The organism is Enterobacter sp. RHBSTW-00901 (assembly GCF_014103115.1).
Taxonomy (GTDB): domain Bacteria; phylum Pseudomonadota; class Gammaproteobacteria; order Enterobacterales; family Enterobacteriaceae; genus Enterobacter; species Enterobacter cloacae_P.
Genome location: NZ_JABXPB010000001.1, coordinates 1,741,591 through 1,762,454, shown reverse-complemented (window position 1 = coordinate 1,762,454; position 20,864 = coordinate 1,741,591). Strand labels below are relative to the sequence as shown.

General features: G+C 57.2%; 12 protein-coding genes. 3 read left to right on the top strand and 9 right to left on the bottom strand.

Going from position 1 to position 20,864, the window contains the following annotated elements:
- Positions 1-61 precede the first annotated feature (61 nt).
- The 3 genes from HV318_RS08395 to HV318_RS08385 form a co-directional block, all read right to left on the bottom strand.
- Positions 62-583 (bottom strand): rhodanese family protein, encoded by a 522-nt coding sequence (locus tag HV318_RS08395; protein WP_182272387.1) that lies wholly within the window; start codon positions 581-583, stop codon positions 62-64.
- A 9-nt stretch (positions 584-592) separates the two neighbouring features.
- Entirely contained in the window at positions 593-892 is a 300-nt protein-coding gene (locus HV318_RS08390; RefSeq protein WP_182272386.1) for an ArsR/SmtB family transcription factor, read from the bottom strand.
- A gap of 144 nt (positions 893-1,036) precedes the next feature.
- Positions 1,037-1,639, bottom strand: coding sequence for a short chain dehydrogenase (locus tag HV318_RS08385; protein ID WP_182272385.1), 603 nt, complete (start codon positions 1,637-1,639; stop codon positions 1,037-1,039).
- A gap of 97 nt (positions 1,640-1,736) precedes the next feature.
- Between HV318_RS08385 and HV318_RS08380 the strand changes: the two genes are divergently transcribed.
- From HV318_RS08380 to HV318_RS08370, 3 genes are all read left to right on the top strand, one after another.
- A complete protein-coding gene (locus HV318_RS08380) occupies positions 1,737-2,633 on the top strand; it encodes a LysR substrate-binding domain-containing protein (protein ID WP_182272384.1) in 897 nt (298 codons plus the stop codon).
- 73 nt (positions 2,634-2,706) lie between these two features.
- Entirely contained in the window at positions 2,707-3,888 is a 1,182-nt protein-coding gene (locus HV318_RS08375; RefSeq protein WP_182272383.1) for an aminotransferase-like domain-containing protein, read from the top strand.
- A 76-nt stretch (positions 3,889-3,964) separates the two neighbouring features.
- Positions 3,965-4,492 carry a DUF6622 family protein gene (locus HV318_RS08370; protein WP_346010679.1) on the top strand — a complete coding sequence of 176 codons (528 nt, stop codon included), beginning with the start codon at positions 3,965-3,967 and terminating at the stop codon, positions 4,490-4,492.
- Positions 4,493-4,542: 50 nt separating this feature from the next.
- On the opposite strand, the gene HV318_RS08365 is transcribed toward HV318_RS08370, so the two are convergent.
- The 6 genes from HV318_RS08365 to HV318_RS08340 all read right to left on the bottom strand — a co-directional run bounded on the left by HV318_RS08365 (position 4,543) and on the right by HV318_RS08340 (position 20,838).
- A complete protein-coding gene (locus HV318_RS08365; protein ID WP_182272381.1) occupies positions 4,543-4,890 on the bottom strand; it encodes a HigA family addiction module antitoxin in 348 nt (115 codons plus the stop codon).
- Between the two features lie 10 nt (positions 4,891-4,900).
- Complete coding sequence (locus HV318_RS08360) at positions 4,901-5,200, bottom strand: type II toxin-antitoxin system RelE/ParE family toxin (RefSeq protein ID WP_182272380.1); 300 nt, start codon at positions 5,198-5,200, stop codon at positions 4,901-4,903.
- Between the two features lie 274 nt (positions 5,201-5,474).
- Positions 5,475-6,644, bottom strand: a complete 1,170-nt coding sequence (locus HV318_RS08355; protein ID WP_182274564.1) for a beta-barrel domain-containing protein — start codon at positions 6,642-6,644, stop codon at positions 5,475-5,477.
- A 10-nt stretch (positions 6,645-6,654) separates the two neighbouring features.
- Complete coding sequence (locus HV318_RS08350; RefSeq protein ID WP_182272379.1) at positions 6,655-8,841, bottom strand: type I secretion system permease/ATPase; 2,187 nt, start codon at positions 8,839-8,841, stop codon at positions 6,655-6,657.
- Positions 8,838-10,238 (bottom strand): TolC family outer membrane protein, encoded by a 1,401-nt coding sequence (locus HV318_RS08345; RefSeq protein WP_182272378.1) that lies wholly within the window; start codon positions 10,236-10,238, stop codon positions 8,838-8,840. Before HV318_RS08345 ends, HV318_RS08350 begins: the two co-directional genes overlap by 4 nt.
- A 76-nt stretch (positions 10,239-10,314) precedes the next feature.
- Positions 10,315-20,838: a BapA/Bap/LapF family large adhesin gene (locus tag HV318_RS08340; protein WP_182272377.1), complete on the bottom strand. Its 10,524-nt coding sequence runs from the start codon at positions 20,836-20,838 to the stop codon at positions 10,315-10,317.
- Positions 20,839-20,864: the final 26 nt, after the last annotated feature.

The window sequence follows — 20,864 nt, the reverse complement described above, 5'->3', positions numbered from 1 at the left end:
CGTGTTCTCCACCTTAGCCCACGTCTGGCACTGGGTACAGCCTATTCTGCCGGGGTACTGCTTACGAGGTACGTCGGTTCCACGGCATCACTTTCAGCAGACGCGCCATTCCACAAAAACCGGTTACACCGGCAAACAGCAGCCCGGCACCCACAAAACCACTGAGCAGGAAAAAGCCGCTGGAAATGCTGTAACCAAGCACGACGCCGCAGAGAATCAACAGCCCGGCGGCAATTTGCACCTGCCGCATCAGCGGGAGCGGCTGCGATTTGTCTTCAATGGTCTGCAGCCCGGCCAGTTTCCAGCCCTGAATACCGCCTTCGACCACGTAGGCCTGAGCAGGGGATGCGGCCTGCGCCAGACGGGCGGCATTGTCTGATGTCCGTGCGCCAGACTGGCAGTGAAAAATTACCGTTTCACCAGGTTGTGTCTTCAGCCCGCCAGGCAAGGTTTCCAGCGGAACCGACTGTGCGACTGGAATATGCTCGCGGGCGTATTCGTCGGCATCACGAATATCAATCAGTTTTGCGCCGACATTGACGAGCGCATTCGCCTTTTGTGGAGAAATAAGAGGAAGAGACATGGCGGCTCCTTATGGACAATAAAGGGTTTTCAGGGTGCTGATGAGCTGATTCACCGCATCGTTTTTAATGAAATAAAGAATGCGCTGCGCCTCGCGGGTGCTATCGATAAGACCCTCTTCACGCATACGTGCGAGATGCTGAGATGTGGCGGAGGCGCTTAACCCCGTGGCACGAGCCAGTTCCCCCGCGCTGGTACCGGGAGCACCGCACAGCATGCACAGGATTAATAACCTGCGCGGGTTACTCATGGCTTTTAACAGCGCTGCGGCTTGTGCTGCGCTGGCCTGAAGTTGTTCGAGTTCGTTCATATTAGTTTAGTATTTTCTTAATTAAGGTAATGCTAAACTAATGACGCGAACTTAGCCAGTGCCAAAAGTGTAAAGAAAGGAATAAACCATCAGCTGGGCACGCCAGCGCTGAAGGCCAAACTGATCATCAGCGCCGGAAGTGACTCAATAACCTACTTTATACACCCGTCCGCTTTGTACCCCTTCCACACTGCGGCGGTAGGCCAGGGCAACGGTGGCGGCAGGAACACTTTCAAAGCCGGGGAAGAATCCATCATACGCTTCGGCGGATTCCGTCAGTACCGTTGGGCTGATCAGGTTGATGCGAATGCCGCGCGGCAGTTCACAAGCCGCAGCACGGACAAACCCTTCCAGCGCGGCGTTCACCGTAGTGGCATTGACGCCCTGCGCAATGGGTTCGTGCGCCACAATCCCGCTAATCAGGGTAATCGAGCCACCTTCGTTCAGATAGTGCTGTCCGGTCAGCGCCAGACGCACTTGTCCGAGCAGCTTATCCTGTAAGCCCTGGTTGAAGTTGCTGTCTTTCATGGTGGCGAGTGGGCCAAAGAACAGACCGCCGCTGGCCGAGACAATGGCATCCACCGGACCGATTTTTTCGAACAGCGCCTGCACACTTTCCTGAGAGGTAATATCGACCTGATGATCGCCCTGAGTACGACCCACGCGGACAACCTCGTGGCGACGACCCAGCTCTTCCGTTACTGCACGACCCACCGTACCGCTGGCACCAATAATTACGATTTTCATAGCAGACTCCTTATGTTGTGAGCCTTCATTCTTTAATAAATCAAAAGTCAGATAAACTGGGCTAAAGTTAGATGATTGCTAATCAGGGGTTTGTAATATGGATAAGCTTCGCAGTATGGAGACGTTCATTGCCGTGGTTGAAAGTGGGAGTTTTACCGGCGCGGCGTCACGGCTTGAGATGTCGGCGGTGATGGTGGGGAAGTACATTGCGTTGCTGGAGTCTCAGTTTGGTACGCGCCTGCTGGAGCGTAATACGCGTCGTCAGAGCCTGACAGATGCCGGGCGTGTCTATTTTGAAGAGGCAAAGCGGGTACTGGAGCAGGTTGCTATTGCCGAAAATGCGGTTGAGCGGCTACGCGCGACTCCCGCCGGAACCTTGCGTGTCACGGCTCCCACCTCGTTTGGCGGATGTGTGATTGCGCCACTCACCGCCACGTTTTTGCAGCGCTACCCGGAAGTTCGCGTGGAGCTGGATCTTACTAACCGGAAAGTGGATCTGGTGGATGAAGGTGTTGATCTGGCTATTCGTATTGGTGACATTCACAACGACGATCTGGTGGCGAAATTTCTTTGCCCGTACCGGATGGTGATTTGCGCCGCTCCGGACTATTTAGCACGCTACGGCACGCCGCAAACGCCTGCCGATCTGGTGGATCATCTGTGCCTGTCACATACGGTCTGGACTGCGCGCAACGAGTGGCGGCTGCCGGGTGCGGAAGGGGAGGTACGCTGGAAGCGGGATGCTATCCTGCGTTGTAACGATGGCTACGGGCTACGCATGGCGGCAAAAGCCGGGGCGGGATTATTACTGCAACCGGAAGTGCTGGTGGCAGAAGAACTGGCAAGCGGCAGGCTGGTGCGGGTGCTGGAAAACAACACCCCGGAGCCGAGGCCGGTGCATCTGTTGTGGCGGCAGGATCTCAGACCGTTACCCAAGCTCACTGAATTTATCGCGCATATTATGCAGGCGGTGCGCGACCCGGCAGATCCATAAAAGTAATTATCAAAATCGCAGACATGTGCTACTAAGATTAGGCACATCATAAAAAAGAGAAGGTAACGAGAGAATGTCTGTGAGTAAACTCGCCAGCAGTGCGCAGGGCCTGCAATCATCTGCCATCCGTGAATTATTAAAACATAGCAAAATGGCAGGCGTCATTTCTCTGGGAGGCGGCATTCCTAATCCGGCACTTTTCGATCATGAAGGCCTGAAAATTGCTGCAGATGCCGTGTTATCCCAGCATTTTGACGAGGCGTTTCAGTATGGTCTGACGGAGGGTGTTCCGGGACTGCGCGAGGGTATTCAGCAGATCTGTGCGGGTCGTGGTATTCAATGCAAGGCCGACGATGTGGTCGTTACGTCCGGCTCGCAACAATCTCTGGATGTGCTGGCGCGCGCATTAATTAATCCTGGTGATATCGTCGTTGTAGAACGTCCTACTTATCTGGCCGCATTGCAGGTATTTGGTCTGGCACAGGCGAAATTTGAATCTGTGGGGACTGACGGCGAAGGGATGATTGTCGACGAGCTGGAAACGCTGGTGGCAAATAAAACGGTTAAAGCGGTTTATATTGTCCCGACGTTTGGCAACCCGGGCGGGGTAACGCTGTCCGAAGAACGCCGCAAACAGCTGGTGGAATTATCGAAGCGTTATGATTTCGTCATTATCGAAGACGATCCCTACAGTGAAATAAATTACACCGATGAAGTCTTCCGCCCGTTAATTGCGCATGCCAGGGCCATCGGTAATGAAGACAATGTGGTTTACACCTCGACCTTTTCTAAAATTCTCGCACCGGGAACCCGGGTGGGCTGGGTGATTGTACCGGAGTGGCTGAAAAGAGCCGTGGTGAATCTGAAACAAACGACCGATCTGCACACCAGCACACTGTCGCAGCTGATGACGTATGAATATCTGAAAACCGGCCGTCTGGCTGACCAGATTAAAATGATCCGCGAAGCCTACCGTCAGAAATACCAGACATTCGCACGTGAGCTGGAAGCCGAGCTGGGTGATGTGATGTCATTCCATAAGCCAAAGGGCGGGATGTTCCTGTGGGCCAGAATGAACAATGGCATTAATACCACCCGCTGGCTGGAAAAGACGTTAAGCAACGGCGTGGTTTTTGTGCCGGGTGAATTCTTCTACTGCAATGAGCCAGATCACACGACGTTGCGTATGTCGTTTGTCACGCCAACGGATGAACAACTGAAAGAGGCGGTGAGACGCCTGAAGATCTCACTGTAAACCGGCCTGCGCATAATGGCAGTTACGCTGTTATGCGCAATACTTATCGAATTCCTGATTTCTCGTCACCAGCGCGGTGAACCACATGGCTGAATTCATTACGGGTGTTGTGAGCCACACGCCCATCTGGGTGTGGGTGCTTTTTGTCTTTCTGATTTCCCGCGGTGTCAAAGCCCGCAAACCCGCCACGGTTACCCTGGAAAAGCTTGCCATCATTCCGTCGATTTTTCTGATCTGGGATATTTACGATCTGGTGATTTACCGCCAGCTTAGTGTCGCCACCATCGCTCTGTGGATGGCGGGTATTCTGGCGGGAGCTGCGACAGGGTACGTCCTGATTAAACCGACGGCGATCAACCGCGCCGCTGCACCGCGCAGTATTTTCCGTCAGGCTGATTACACGGCACTGCCGTTTATGATGCTGGCGTTTCTGGTGAAATATGTGCTGGGCGTGATGAGCGCCATTTCACCGCAAACTTTACAACAGCCCGCCATGAGCGCATTTTCGATTGTCTCCGGCGGAGTTTTTGCAGGGGTGTTTATCGGTAAATTTACCCGCTATGTCGGTGTCTATTTTACAGCACAACCGCAGGAAACAGAGTAATGACAGCAACCCTTTTGTCACACCGCTAAGCCTGCCGTCCTGATGAACGGTCAGGCGACATCCGGCTGGCCAGACTTTTTCTTTGCCAGGATCTCCGCAACGCACTTGATACGGCCTAACTCTTCCTGCGTCCGTGAGTTGGTCTGCACTTCCCAGATGTCTACGTTCAGCTGCAGGTTCAGCCAGAATTCGATGGTGGTATCAAAGGCTTTAGCCAGTCTGATAGCCATATCGGCAGTCAGCTTACGGTTATTATTCACCAGCGCACTGATGGTGTTGCGGTGCACATTCAGCATGTCCGCGAGATCGCTGATTTTCAGATTGAGCGGTTCAAGATACTCATACTGCAACACATCACCCGGCGTGGTGGGTTTGCGAAGTGCCTGTTGGAGTGCCATAAGTCATGCCTCATTTGTATAGCGTGTATTTATGGGGTGAAAGATAGAGATCGTCTGCTTTACCCTCTACCCACCTGAATACCAGTCTGTATTGCCTGTTAACGCGAATTGAGGAAAACCCCTTTAGTGGAGGATTCAATGTTTCGTACATATTGCCTGGTGGCGATCGCAGATCCCGGTGAGATGTTGCTGCATTGATAATATCCAGCTTTCTCGCCAGTGCTGCTTCAAGGCCAGAAGGGATCACATTGCTCGATTTCCCATAAAGAAAAAAATCCTCAAGCCATTGATCGCGAAAATGATTAATCATAATGCTTGTTAGCTCCGCTCCATGAAGCTGAGTGAATTTTATTGCACTTCAGCACTGTGCGCAAGTGCATTTTTTTGGTGCTGTATGTTGTGGATGGAGAGCAGTGATACGCCTCTCTGAAGCGCTTTGTAAGGGGGATGGGCAGAATAAGTTGAGTTTGCGAGATGGCTTCAGGGAAAATGTATGGCGTTGCACAAACGGTATCCCTCTCCCCTGAAAGGAGAGGGCGTCGTATTATCTACTCTCTCACCATCGTGCGGATAACCGGCAATGCTTACCGTTCCCTCAGCGCTTCTTTTGCCCGGTTAAACGGCTTAATCATATAATCCAGCACCGTTTTCTCTCCGGTTTTGATATCCACTGTCGCAATCATCCCCGGTACAATCGAAAAGTGTCTCCCCGCTTTATTCGTCAGATAGTCCTGGCTGGTTCGGATAAACACCCGGTAATAGAACACCTCTGGTTTGGCTTCGTCCTGAATGGTGTCCGGCGAAATGGTTTCAACTACCCCGTGAAGCCCGCCGTAAATCGCGTAGTCATAGGCCGTGATCTTGACCAATGCTTCCTGGTTAGGATGGATAAAGGCGATATCACGCGGCGACAGACGGGTTTCAATCAGCAGATGATCGTCCACGGGAACAATCTCCATCAGCACGCCGTTAGGTGGGATCACACCGCCGATGGTGGTGACTTTGATGTTTTTGACGATCCCACGCACCGGGGATTTTACCGTCAGGCGTGCGACGGAATCCTCACGCCCTTTCAGGACGGCAGTGACCATATCCACTTCTGCGTTGGCTTTGGATAGCGCCTCGCGTGCCTGAACGTAATACTGCGAACGTACGTCGGTGAGTTTCAGTTCCAGATCGCTTTTTTGCCGCTGCAAGCGCAGGGCTTCCACGTGACTCGCTGCCCCGGTTTTAACCAGGCGCTGGGTGATCGCCAGCTCTTTGTTGGCGAGATCTAATGCGGCGCGCAGCTCGCGTTGCGTGTCTTCCAGCTGAGCACGTCGCGAGTTATACAGCCGGGTTTCGGTGGCTGTCAGCTCCGTCCATTTTGCCAGTGAGGGGGGAAATTTCAGCGGGAGATCGTTGACCTCGGCATACAGACGCGCGCTGGAAGCCAGCGACGCGCGGTAGCGTGCGGCACTCTCGCCGGCGTTTGATTCTGAGCGCGTCGGATCAAGCCGCGCCAGTACTTGTCCGGCCTGCACCTGGTCACCCTCGTGAACGTTGAGTTCGGTGAGGATCCCGCCGTCCAGCGATTGTAAAACCTGTTCGCGCGAGCTGGGGATCACTTTCCCGGTGCCGGTCGAAACCTCATCCAGAATGCCGTACCACGCCCAGACGCCAGTGACGATAAACAGCAGCAGGGTTAACGACACAATACGGCGCGCGCCGGAATAACCGCTTTCAGAATCAAGTGAGTTATCCAGATCGTCCATCGCGGCGGCATCATGCTGACTGATTTTCATTTTTCCACTCCCGTCCGTTTGCCTGTTGTTGCATGCGGCTGCTGTTGAGCGCCTGCGCTTTTGGAGCGTCCATCACCAGCATGCCTTCTTTCAGCACAACGACGCGTTCTACCAGTTCCAGTACCGGAACGCGGTGGGTTGCCACCACCAGCGTGCGGTTACCCAGCCATGCGCCAAGGCGCTGAATAAATTCGCGCTCGGTGTGTTCATCCAGCGACGCAGTAGGTTCATCCAGAAGTACGATATTGGGATCGCGCAGGAGCATGCGTGCCAGCAGAATGGACTGTCGCTGGCCGCCGGAAAGCCCCACGCCGTTCTCCATAATCGGGTAATCCAGCCCCTTTGGCAGTTTCTGCACAAAACTTGCCGCGCCGCACATCTCCAGTACGGTGAAGATCTCTTCATCGCTGGCGTGTGGCAGACCCAGGGTGATGTTCTCGCGCAGGGTGCCGTGGAACAGCCGTGCATTCTGGGTCATCAGGCCGACGTTGCGTCGCAGATCCGCCACGTCCAGATGCGGCAGGCTCAGGTTGTCCAGCCGTAGTTCACCGCTCGCCAAATCCATACCGCCCGCCATTGCCTGAAGCAACGTCGATTTCCCCGCCCCGTTGCGGCCAAGTATGGCCACACTCTCTCCGGGGTTGATCTCCAGTCGGTTGATCCGCAAAGCCATACGCGGATCTTCCGGGTGGTAGCGAAACTGTGCCTGGTCAAAAAGATAATGTCCGCGCAGCACATCCTGGCGAATGGGCGTCTCTTCCCGCTGGTTCTCGGTGGGCAGTTGCATAATGCTGTCCAGACCTTCTTTTGCCGCTTTCACTTGCTGCCAGCGCGCCAGTACGCCACACAGGGTAGCCATCGGGGCGATCATCCGTGACGCCAGCATCGACGCGGCGACCACGGAACCGGTTGTTAACGTACCTTCAATCACCATCGGTGCGCCGACCACAATGACGCCAGCGTAGACCAGGCTCTGAATGGTCATCCCCCAGTTGATCAGCGCCTGGCTCAGCTCGCGGGTGCGCAGGCCGGATTCGGCGGTGATCTGGATGTAACTGTTCCACTGTTGCAGGAAGCGGTTTTCCGCCTGCATAAGCTTGATGTCTTCCAGCCCCTGCACGCTCTCTACCAGCACCGCGTTGCGCAGGGTGGACTCATGGGCAGACTGTTTCGCCAGCGTGGCCAGTTTTGTCTGCAACAGCAGACCTGGAAGTACCATAACCGCGGCAGCGACGGGGGCGATCCACGCCAGCTGCGGGGCGATGATCGCCAGTACCACCACAAACAGCAAAAAGAACGGCAGATCGACGATGGTCGAAATGGTCGATGACGTCACCATCTCGCGGATCTGCTCCAGCTCGCGCAGCTGCGAAATAAAGCTGCCGGTTGAGCGTGGAACGGCGCTGTTACGTAGCCGAAGGGCGTGGCCGAATACCCGGTCGGAAACGCGCAGGTCGGCGCGTTTTCCCAGCAGATCCATGATGTGCCCGCGGGCAAGGCGCAGCACGAAGCCAAACAGCGTGGCGATCAGTACGCCAATCGTCAGCACGTAGAGGGTGGGATAGGACTGGGCGGGGATCACCCGGTCATAAACCTGCATGGAAAAAACCACCCCGGAGAGTGACAGAACGTTGATAAACAGTGCCGCCAGCATCACCCACGTGTAGGGGCGTAAATCGCGCATCACCAGCCGGTAGATCCAGTCCGGGCGGTACTTCGAAATGTAGGCGTCAACGCGGCTGTCCTTCAGGGCTGCCAGCGGGCGCAGGGCGATCACATGACGAATGTTGGGCAGCAGCGCTGTCAGGGAAAGGCGGTTGGTTTGCGCGGTGTCGCCGACAAAACAGATCTCCAGCGTATCTTCACCATCGTAGTGTTCGATAACGCCAATCTGGCCTTCAGCGAGTTCCACCACCACGGGCAGACGCCAGCTGTTGAGGCTATCTTGTGTGGTTTCCAGGGGCTGGAACGACAGCCCTGCTTCCCGCGCCAGCTGAGTGAGTGCTGGCACCATTGGTTTGCCGCATAGCCAGGGGGCGCTGGCCATTAGTGCGCCGGGGGAACAGGCCACACGGTAATGGTCGGCGACATAGCCAAAGGCCTGCGCCCACTGCGCCAGCGCCTGCCCGGTCAATACATCATCCTGCGGAATGTCGGTGTGTTTCATGGCTGGATCTCCACAGACTGAATGGTGCGGTTATCGAGGCTGAATGCATGGCGGATGCGGCCCGTGTTATACAGGCAGTTAAGCTGAAGCTGGTGCAGTTGCCCGAGGGTTTGTTGTTGGGTAAAGCGTGCCTGATACACCTCCTGCTCGGCGTTCAGTACGTCAAGCAGCGGACGTGAACCAAGATCAAGGTATTGTTGCTGGTACAGCTCGCGCGTGCGGATGTTGAGCGACTCCTGGCGGGACTGAATTTGCAGGGTACTCAACAGGCTCATCACCTGGCTACGGGATTCCAGTAGCTTTTGCCGCACGTCAAGGCGCGTGCGCTGGATGGTAGATTGCGCCGCTTCCACCGCGTGTCCGGCTGCGTTACGCCGTGCGGTCAACCCGCCGCCCTGGTAGAGAGGCATCTGTACCTTGACCCAGGCAGAGTACTGGGTGCGATCCAGTGAGCCGTGTCCCGCATAATTGTCATTCAGATAGTGGCGCACTTCGGGTTCGAGCGAGATGGTCGGCGTCATCTGGGCATTGGCGTTATCCAGATTCGCCTGCGCGACACCGGCCTGTGCCCATGCGGCAAGCACCGATGGCACCAGCCGATCGTCAGGCTCGGCGATGTCACAGCTGCGCTTCAGGCTGTCGGGGAAGTCGTTGCTGATGGCGCTAAGGCTGTTCCACCCCAGGTTGCTCATCAGCGTGGCGCGTGAACTGTCAAGATTGGCCTGGTACTGCATCAGCTGGGCGCGCGCACCTTCGATGCGGGCATCGGTCTGGACGACGTCAGAGAGCGAGGTGGCCCCTTCGTCATTGCGCTGTCGCGTCAGTTTACCAATAGCGTTAAGGGCATCAAGCTGCTCTCTGGCCGTTTCGACCATCTGTTGCCAGGTCTGAACCTGCACCATTGCGGTGGCGGTATCATGGGCGATGGTATCAATGTTGACCAGCACGTTGGCCTGCTGTTGGGCGACACCCGCGTTCTCGGCGCGAACCTGGCTTGCCACTTTGCCGAAGTCGTAAAGCATTTGCGAGAGGGATAACACCAGAGAAGGCGTAAAGCCGGAATCCCCGCCATTGTGGGTATAGCCGTTGTCCATACCGGCGTTAACCTGCGGATAATACTTCGATTTGGCGACGTCGACCTGTTCAGATTGCTCGTAGAGTTTTCCTACTGCCTCACTAATTGCCGGGTGCCAGCTCACGGCGCGTGTGACGGCATCGTCCAGCATCAGTACGCCCGGGGGAGTTTTACTGGCCGGGAGTGCAACGCGTCCTTCCAGAGCGGGTAACTCTTGTTCCTCGCTGAGTTGTTGGGGATTGATCACCACTGCAGCATGTACAGTGGTGGATATGGCGATCAGGCAGCACGAAAGCCACCAGCGAGGCATTCTTTTTCTCATGTCTTGTCCCTAATAAAAGAGTACTGCTTTATTGTCTTTATGCCCGGGCGACGAGCGCCCGGGGTATTTTTTGTTGTCAGGTAATAATGTTGTGGTGCTGATTCACAAGCTCGTCATAGCTGGTCTGAACGTTATCCAGAGTGACCAGGGTTGTGTTGGCGTAGGTGCTTCCCGCACCGTCGCGGTCGATGGAAATCACGGTATTACTTCCGCTGGTCGTGACGTGCAGGTAGTTACCGAGCGTTGAAGACTGACCGTTCCAGCCGACCAGCAGATCGCTGATGTCGATCTTATCGCCCTGTGAGACGGAGAAGTTCGTCCAGTGGTCTCCCGTGCCATTACCGCCCGTAGCGGCTCCCACAGTGGTATCGAGCACGTGATAAATCAGCGTGTCGCCATAGACGCTTCCCGTCAGGGTGTCGTTATGGTTGGTGCTGATCATCTGCGGCGACAGGTTGATGGTCAGCGAAGCGCTGTCCGTTTGCCCGTTGGCTGCGGTGAGGGTGTAGTTAAAGACCTCCTTGCTGGTCATGGTCGCCAGCGAAATACCGCTGTTCAGCGTGTAGGTGTAACTACCGTCGACGCCAACAGAGAGGGTGCCGTAATGTCCCACAACGGTTGCTGTGGCGTTGCTGGTGGTATACGGGTCGAGCGTACTGACATGGCCGTCATAACCGGTGATGCTCAGGCGCGTATCCACCGACGCCAGCTGATCCAGCGCCCCTTGTGAGTCTGTCCCGTCGAAGATGTTGCCGATGACGGAATGGCCTGAGGTGGTTTCGTCGTTATTCAGGAACACTGAGGTACCCGTGACGCTCGGGGTGATCGTGATACCACCGATGCTCAGTGGCCCGGCCGTACCGGTGAAGCTCAGGGTGTAGGTACCGGCATCCAGATCCAGGCTGCTCAGGTTGATGGTGGTAGAGCCTCCGGTAAACGAGTCAGAAATGATGGGGGTGGATGCACCCTGCAGGGTGATAGACCAGCTCACGGCCAGCCCACCCAGCGGCAGCAGGGAAGAGATATTAAAATGCAGCACGATGTCGTGCAGGGCGGTGTTCTGATCGACGATAAAGGTTCCGCTGCCGGTTCCGCTGGTGGATTTCAACAGGGCCGTCGTCCAGTTGGTGCTCCCGACGGACGTATCGCTCCAGGCCACGGTATGTTGCACGGTGTCGAACGTCATCACCTTGCTGACATCGTTGATGGCGTCCAGCGCGTGTGGCGTTGGGGTGATGTTGAGCGAGGCGCTGTCCTTATGGCCGGTTGAATCCGTGAGGGTATACACGAAGGTATCCGGCGTGCTGATTTTATCCGCCCCGACGCCGCTGTTCAGGGTATAGGTGTAGTTCCCCTGTGCGTCGATCGACAGTGTGCCGTACAACCCCTGGATGGTGGTCAGACCGGAGGCGTTGACGTGTACGCCGTTCACATCGGTGACGGTGGCGGTGACGCTGGTCGGCAGAATGTCATCGGCCATGACGTTACCGGTAGTGCTACCGCCAGTACTGGAGACGGCGTAAACGTGATCCTCAAGCACGTTCAGGGTGTAGCCGGTCAGGGCGGTGATGCCGGATGCCGTGTTGAGCAGGAACAGATACTGACCCGCCGGGAGATCCACGGTCAGCTTCCCGGAGGTTCCCCCCAGCAGCGGCGCAGTCAGCCAGCTTTTTTCATACCGGTATTGCTGGTAGGTCTGGGTCGCGGTATTGAATTTGTAGACGTAAAGGTCGAACACTGAGCCAATGGCCACGCCACCCACGCTCGCCTGCAGCGTCATGGTGCGGGTGGTACCCTGATCGACGTTATAGATGATTGAATTGCTGAGGTCGCTCAGCACATCAAGCGTCAGCACATTTCCCAGACCGATACCCACCACGGTAAAGCCACCCTGCGACGATGTACCGTTGTCGACAGCATGAACACTGGTATCGAAGGTAAAGGTCGAAGAGTCATCCACGGCGATGGCGTGGGTGTTTTGCGCACTGCTGCCCAGCGTGATCACCAGCTGGGCACTGGCCGTTACGCCGTTGTGCATAATGGTATAGGTGAAGTTCTCCGTACGACCGTAGGCGGTCGCGCTGGTGGTGGTTAGCGTGTAGGTGTAACTCCCGTCGGCGCTAATGGTGAGATCGCCATACTGCCCGTGAACCACGGTGCTGCCCGTTGCGTTGATGGCCGTCGCCTGACCCAGAGCATTGGTCACCTGCGTGAGCAGCGTGCCGGCTGGTGCATTATCGCTGCCTGCACTGGCGTCCACATCGGTGATCACGTTTCCACTGACGTTGAGGTTAGCGCCAACAATAGTGCCCGCGCTGGTCTGGCTGACATCGACATCCAGACTACTGTAAGAGCCGGTTGCCAGCAGGCTGGTGTTGTAGGTCAGAACCCGATACTGACCCTCTGCCAGCCCGGTCAGGTTCAGGGAAACGCCGCTGGCCCCGATGGTTAACAGGTTCAGGGTACTGTTGTTCCCGGTGTCCACCACGGTTGTCCAGACATTGTTGGTCGCATCCCAGTGCTGCACCACAAGCTGCATACTGTTGAGCAAACCGAGCACCACCCCTGTCCCGTAGGCATTGATGGTGATATCCGCTGACGCACCGTTGTCGACGTTGAAGGTCACCTGCGCACTGTTGTTCCCCAGCAGCGAGAGAACGTTGCCCACCGCACCAACCAGCAGGACACCGTAATCACTGTATTGCGCGTCAGTGACGGTGGCTGTGGTGGTGAAGTTCAGCTCATCAACGTTGTTCGCGGCAGAGAGCGGCAGATTGGGTGCCAGCACCTGACCCGGCAGAGACATATTCCCCGCAGTATCGGTCGCCGTCAGCGTCAACGTACCGCCATCAGTCTGTTTGTTAACAAAGGCCAGCGAGTAACTGCCGCTGGCATTGGCCGTTGCGGTGTACGTTGTGCCATCGGGCAGGCGGATCGTCACAGTACTTCCCGCCTCTGCCTGGCCGGTGAGCACGCTGCCATCTGCGTTGAACTGACCCGTAGGGGCATTCGGCGCGGTGGTGTCGACGATCACGGTCATTGCGGCTGAGACAGGACCCGTCCCGGAGCCGTTGGTTGCGGTCGCGGTAAAGGCGTGACTGCCTTCCCCCATCGCTGGCGTGGTGAAGCTCCAGTTGCCGCTGCCATCGGCAAGGGTTGTGCCGATTAATACTCCGTTATTGTAAAGGGTGACGGTGGAACCGGGCTGTGCGGTACCTGCCAGCGTTGGCGTGGTGTCGTCAGTAGTTTGCCCGTTAGACAGCGTGCCTTTCAGGGTGCCGGCATCGTCGCTCACGGTGGCAATCACTGGCGCATTTGGCAGGGTGGTAAACGGCGCGGTGATGCTGGCGGAAGCCCCCAGGTTACCGGCTTTATCGGTTGCATATGCGGTCAATGTTTCGCCGTTGGTCTGCGCAGGTGAGAGGGGCACGCTGAAATGACCGCTTCCGTCCACCGTCGCTGTACCGAGCACCGTACCACCGCTGGTGGTGATGGTGACGGTACTGCCCGCTTCTGCTGTCCCGGTCACAAGGGTTCCCACATTCACGACTGCAAGTGCGCCCGGGGCGAGCGGGGCGACGGTATCGACCACGATGGCGCTGATGGTTGAGGCGGCGCTGGTATTGCCTACCGCATCGGTCGCGGTCACGCTGAAGTTATGTTGTCCGTCACTGAGTGCTCCGGTGGTGAACGTCCAGTTGCCGCTGCCATCGGCAGTGACCTGGCCAATTTGTGTGGCTCCGTCGTAGATACGTACTACGGCGTTGGCTTCAGCCGTACCGTGAAGCTCTGGCGTGTTGTCGTTGGTGGGGACTGAGCTGGTAACTGGACCGGTCAGGGTACCCACATTATCAAGAATGCTGGTGATAGCGGGTGTGTTCGGCGCGGTGGCATCCACCACGATGTTAAACACGCTGGAGTCTGCGCTTGGGTTGCCCACCGCGTCACTGGCGGTGGCCTTCAGGGCATGAGGGCCGTCGCTCAGTGCTGTTGCGGGGGTAAAGCTCCAGCTGCCATTGGTAGCAACCACGCTACCGAGGAGCGTGGTACCGTCATAAATGCGAACTAACGAACCGGCAACCGCTGTTCCTGACAGCGTTGGCAGATTGTCGTTAGTGGCCTGGCCGTTGGTCAGCGGGCCGGATATTGATCCAACATCATCCACCACCGCGGTGATAACGGGGGGAGCCGGTGGGGTGGTGCTAATTGTCAGCGTGAACGGTGTGGAGGGATCGCTGAGGTTTCCTGCGGCATCACTCGCCCGCACGGTAAAGCTGTGCGTTGTCTCGCTCAGGTTAGACGAGACCTGATACGTCCAGTTACCGCTGGCATTGGCGGTGGTGGTTCCCAGCAATGTGAGACCATCATAAACGTTGATTGTCGCCAGCGGTTCACTGGTGCCTTTCAGCAACGGACTGGTGTCGTCAGTAGATTGACCGTTGCTCAGCGTTCCCTGAACGGTGCCGACATCGTCCACCGCCTGGGTGATAAGCGGCACGGACGGTTTTGTGGTATCGACGACTACCGTGAACGGTGTCGATGCCGGGCCAACGTTGCCTGCTGCATCGGTGGCGGTAAAGGTAAATCCGTGGCTACCTTCGCTCAGTGCTGGCGGCGTATATGTCCAGGTACCCGTGCCATCGGCTGCGATTTGAGTAAGCAGTGTACCGTTATCGTAAACACTGATCAGCGCGTTCGGCTCGGTTGACCCGGTAAAGGATGGCGTGGTGTCATCCGTGGATTGCCCGCTGCTGAGTGGCGTTTGCTTCGTGCCCACATCGTCGGCAACGGAGATAACAAGCGGAGCCACCGGCGCGACCGTATCAACGGTAAACGTGAGCGTCGGGTTGACGAGGCTGCTGTTTCCGGCCGGATCGGTGGCCGAAATCACCAGATTATGCGTACCTTCTGACAGCGCTGTGGCCGGGGTGAATGTCCAGGTGCCACCGGCCGTCACGACGGCGGTGCCTATCTCCGTACCCCCATCGGTAATGTGGATGGTGGTGCCTGCTTCGCCCGTACCACTGAGGGTTGGTTTGCTGTCGTTGGTGGTTCCCCCCGCGCCGATTTGCCCGGTTACCGGGCCAACATCATCCAGCACGCCAGTAACCACCGGGTTAGCCGGTGGGGTTGCATCAACAGTTATGGCAAAGGCTGGCGTGGTTGTTGAAGTATTGCCCGCGTTATCGCTGGCGTAGACGCGCAGGTTATGTACCCCCTCGCCAAGCGGTACTGTGGGTGTAAAGCTCCAGGTTCCGTTCGTGACAATCGCGGTGCCAACGGGTGAGCCATTATCCAGAATATGGATGGTGGTGCCGTTAACCCCTGTACCGTTGAGCGTCGGCGTGCTGTCGTTAGTGAGCTGGCCGTTGGTCAGGTTCCCCGTACCGGACGGGAGATCGTCATACACGGTATCCAGCGTTGGCTGTGCCGGTGGTGTGGTGGCAACGGTCACGCTGTAGTCATCCGAAACGACACTTTGATTACCGACGCTATCGGTGGCAACTACCGTGAAATCATGTGTGCCGTCATTCAGCGCTTTTGTCGGTGTAAAGGTCCAGGTACCGCCAGCGCCTGCCGTCACTGTCCCTATCTCAACGCCATTATCGCGAATGGATACGGTACTGCCCGCTTCGGCGTGGCCTGAAAGGGTCGGTGTGGTGTCGTTTGTGGCGGTATTTTTGTCTACGTTTCCGGTCAGCAGTGGGACATCGTCTGTAACGGTATCAATACCAGGTTTCGTGGGCGGGGTGGTATCCACCACCACCACGAACGCTTCAGACGGTACGCTGGGGATGTTAGTGATATCGGTGACGGTAATCGTCAGGCTATGGCTTCCGTCAGAGAGTGTGCCTGGGGTATAGCTCCATTTACCGTCAGCACCGGCGACCACGTCGGCAAGTTTCGTCAGTCCATCATAGATGGTGACGGTGTTATTCGCACCGGCTGTGCCGCTCAGGGTTGGCGTGTTGTCGTTGGTGGTCTGGCCGTTTGTCAGCGGGCCGGTATATGGAGCCACATCATCCGTCACCGCGCCGATCACCGGCGTACCTGGGGTCAAAAGGTTGATGGTGACACTCGCCTGGTCGGAGGAGGCACTGGTGTTCGCCCCCAGCGTGGCGGTGGCGGTAAAACTGTGCGCCAGCGGAGTCAGCGGTACGATGAGCTGGAAACTCCAGTTGGTTTCACCTGGCAGCAGCGTGATGGTCGTCAGGAGTATGCCATCCTGGTAGAGGTTAACCGTACTGCCTGCCTGAGCCGTGCCGCTGATGGTCGGGAGGGGATCGTCAGAGATGCCACCTTTAACGTTCCCCTGAATCAGCCCCACATCATCGAGAATGGCATCAATCACCGGTGGCTGCACGGTACCCGTCACCGTCCAGGACGTCGCGTTACTGGTATTTCCGGCGCTATCTTCGGCGGTGATACTCAGGTTATTTCCTGACGCCTGTGGTGAAGAGAGCGTGACAGTGAAGTGGTTATTAACATCCGCAGTTCCGGTGCCAATCAGCGTGTTGCTGGCATCACGTACTTCCACGGTAGAGCCTGCTTCCGCCGTCCCTGAGAGGATGGTGCCTTGTCCGTTGATGCTCAGCCCGGAAGGCTGATCTGGTGCAACGGTATCCACATTAACGGTGATGGTTGGGCTTTCTGTACTGATGTTGCCTGCCTCATCCTTCGCCGTGGTGCTGAAGGTGTGGTTGCCCTGGCTTAGCGCAGTGGATGGCTGGAAACTCCAGTGACCGGTCGGGTCGACCGTTACGTTGCCCAGCACACTTTTGGTGCCATTGACGTTGTCATACAGGGTGATCACCGCACCGGGTTCACCGGAACCGCTTAATACCGGGCGGCCGTCGTTTGTTGAGCCGTTGTTGCTGACCGGGCCGGTGTGGGCATCCACGTTGTCGGTGACCACCGGAGCCGCAGGTGTGGCTGGCGCACTGGTATCAATGATAATGGTTGCAGCCTGCGACGCGGCGCTTTCGTTGCCCGCACCATCTTTGTCCGTGGCTGTAAGACTGATGTCGTAGGTGCCGTTAGGCAGTGGAGGATTAGGCGTCCAGCTCCAGTGACCCGTGCCATCTACCGTTGTGGTACCCAGCGGAGTGCTACCGTTATAAATGGTGATCACATCACCCACATTACCGCTGCCGCTAAGCGTTGGGGTGGTATCCCGCGTGGGTTGTCCTGGAGACAGAATGACGTCCACACCGTCCGGGTTGACGGTGACTACCGGTGTTGACGGGGCTGCTGGGGCAACGGTGTCGACTTCCACGACAAAAGGAGCGGAGGTGGCGGTATTGCCCGCAGCGTTAATGGCAACGGCAGTGATGTTGTGCGTGCCATCGGCTAACGGGATGCCTGGCGTGAAACTCCAGTGTCCGGAAAGATCGACGGTGGCATTGCCCAGCAGCGTATTACCGTCATAAATGGCAATGGTATTGCCTGCAGTGGTTGTGCCCTCCAGCAGAGGCCGGTTGTCATCGGTTGGCTTACCGCTGGTCACCGTGCCCTGAGTGCTGCCAACGTCATCGGTAACCGAATCAATGGTCGGGACCCCAGGTGCGGTGGTGGAGAGATTCACCTGGAAGACAGAGGTCGGGTTGCTATGGTTACCGGCTGCATCCACGGCGACAAACGTCAGGTTGTGCGTGCCGTTGCTCAGCCCGCTGGCAGGCGTCCATGTCCAGACGCCATTCGCGTCGATATTTGCCGTACCAATGACGTTCCCCCCCTCCATGACGTTGAGGGTCGCCCCCGCTTCGCCAGTACCGCTAAAGGTTGGGGTGCTGTCGTTGGTCACCTGGCCGCTGGTGATGGGGCCGGTATTTTCTGCAACATCATCCAGCACATTTTTCAGTACGGGGGTATCGGGGAGGGTGGTATCGACAGTGACATTCCAGGCCGCAGAAATGCTACTTGCCTGACCTTTCCCATCCACCGCCTGTGCGGTAATAACGTTCCCGCCTTCAAACAGTGGTGCGTTTGCCGGGAATGACCAGCTGCCATCTGGCTGGATCACCACCGTGCCTATCAGCGTGTTGTTGCTGTAAAGACTGAGCGTAGTACCCGCTTCACCTTTGCCGTAAATTGTTGGGTGGTTGTCGTTCGTCAGGCCACCGTTGCTGATATTGCCGGTAAAGTCGGCCACATTATCAACAACACCCAGAATTTCAGGTGTTTGCGCCGGCGTGGTGTCTGGCGCGAGTAGGGTTCCTGGCGTGCTGGTATTCCCGGCCTCATCGGTAGCGGTGGCGGAAAGGGTTTCGCCATTGCGCTGGGATGGGGTGAGCGTAACCGTGAAATTACCCTGATCGTTCGTCACCGCCGTGCCGACAACGGTGGTGCCGTTGCTGATGGTGATGGTGCTACCGGCTTCGGCTTTACCGGTCAGCGTACCGCCGTCGACGGTGATGGCGAGATTGGTTGGTGCGCCCGGTGCGGTGGTATCCGGGGCGATAGCCAGCGCGGGCTGGCTGGTATTGCTCGCGCCGTCGGTGGCCGTCACGTCCAGCACTTCACCGTTTTTCTGTGGCGTTGAGAGGGTGACATCGAAATGACCGCTGCCATCTGCCTGACCAGTGCCAATGATGGAGCCTTGCTCGTCCTTCACGGTGACGGTACTGCCAGGCTCTGCTTTCCCGGTGACATGATCGCCATCGTGGTTGACCACGACATTTGTTGGAATGGCCGGAGGCGTGGTATCCGGAGCCGTCAGGCTGGCGGGTGGGCTGGTGTTGCTTGCGGCATCGGTGGCGGTCGCTGAAAGGGTTTCACCATTAACCTGGGCGGGGTGAAGTTGCACCGTGAAATTGCCCTGAGCGTCCGTCACCGCCGTGCCAACAGTGGTCGTGCCGTTGCTGATGATGATGCTGCTACCGGCTTCGGCTTTACCGGTCAGCGTGCTGCCGTCGGCGGTGATGGCAAGATCGGTTGGTGCGCCTGGTGCAGTGGTGTCCGGGGCGATAGCCAGCGCGGGCTGGCTGGTATTGTTCGCACCGTCGGTAGCCGTCACGTCCAGCACTTCACCGTTTTTCTGCGGTGGTGAGAGGGTAACATCGAAATTACCGCTGCCATCTGCCTGACCTGTACCGATGAGGGTGCCTTGCTCATTTTTCACGGTGACGGTACTGCCAGGTTCTGCTTTCCCGGTGACATGATCGCCATCGTGATTGACCGCAACCCCCGTCGGAATGGCCGGAGGTGTGGTATCCGGAGCCGTCAGACTGGCGGGCGGGCTGGTGTTACTTGCGGCATCGGTGGCGGTGGCTGAAAGGGTTTCACCATTCAGCTGGGCAGGGTTGAGCGGTACCGTGAAATTGCCCTGGGCGTCCGTCACCGCCGTACCAACAATGGTGGTGCCGTTGCTGACGATGATAGTACTGCCCGCTTCGGCTTTACCGGTCAGCGCGCCGCCGTCGGGGGTGATGGCGAGATCGGTTGGTGCGCCCGGGGGCGTGTTATCAACAATAAAGTCCAGTGGTCTGGAGATGCCGCTGGTGTTCCCGGCCGGATCGGTTTCCGTGATCGTCAGGGAGTGTGTACCTTCGGTCAGTGTGGAACCGGGGGTAAAATGCCAGTTTCCGTTACTGTCGACGTTGGCTTCGCCAATTTTCACCCCTTGATCGTAGAGGGTGATGGTATCGCCAGGCTCACCTTTTCCGGAAATCTCAGGTGTACCGGTATGGGTATAGTGACCGCTCTGAATTTGTGTCGCCGTCGCACCGTTGCGCTCAGTTGCGTTCAGGAGCGTGGGTGTGTCCGGCGGTGTGGTGTCCACAACCACGGCAAATGAAGAAGAGCCTGGGCCAGTGTTCCCGGCAGCGTCGGTGGCTTGGGTGGTGATGTTATGTGTACCTTCGCTTAAATCTGTCGACGGGGTAAAACTCCATTTGCCGTCACTGCCTGCCGCTACGCTACCGATGGCTGTCCCGTTGTCGTAAACCGTTACCGTTGATCCGGCCTCTGCTGTTCCGCTAAAGGTTGGTCGGGAGTCATCGGTGCTTTGACCACTGGTGAGTGCGCCCTGGACTGTACCGACATTGTCCGTTACGCCGGAAATAGCAGGTGCAACGGGAGCTGTTTTATCCGGGGACGGAGGGTCTGCGGGATCCGCTGGGTCGCTACTTCCGCTGTTGCTATGTCCACTGCCACTGCCACTGCCACTGCCACCGCCACCGCCACCGGCAGCCAGCGCTATGCCTCCGGCTGCCGCAATGCCGCCCAGAACCCAGGGCCAGATTGCACCACCGGTGGTTGATTCACCGCCTGCAGCGGCCAGCAAAACGTCCGTTGAGGCAATGGATTCATAATGCGCGGCTGCTGCAGTGGGGTCTTCAATCCACCACAATGCGCCGTTGTCATCTTCCAGTACCAGCTGACTAAGACCCTGTGCATCCGTGACGTAGAAATTCTTGATGACGATGGTTTCACCAGAATGCAGGGTGAGCACCAGATCGTTGTTATTTCTGGAAAAATGCTGAATATCGGCGCGCTCCAGGTGAAGCTTAACGATAGAGGAATGATTCAGCGAGACCTGAGTCCCTTCCGTGGTCGTTTTCACGCCAGTCAGTTTTGAGATAACAGATATTTGGCTCATGAGATTACGGCTCCTGGTGGTGATGC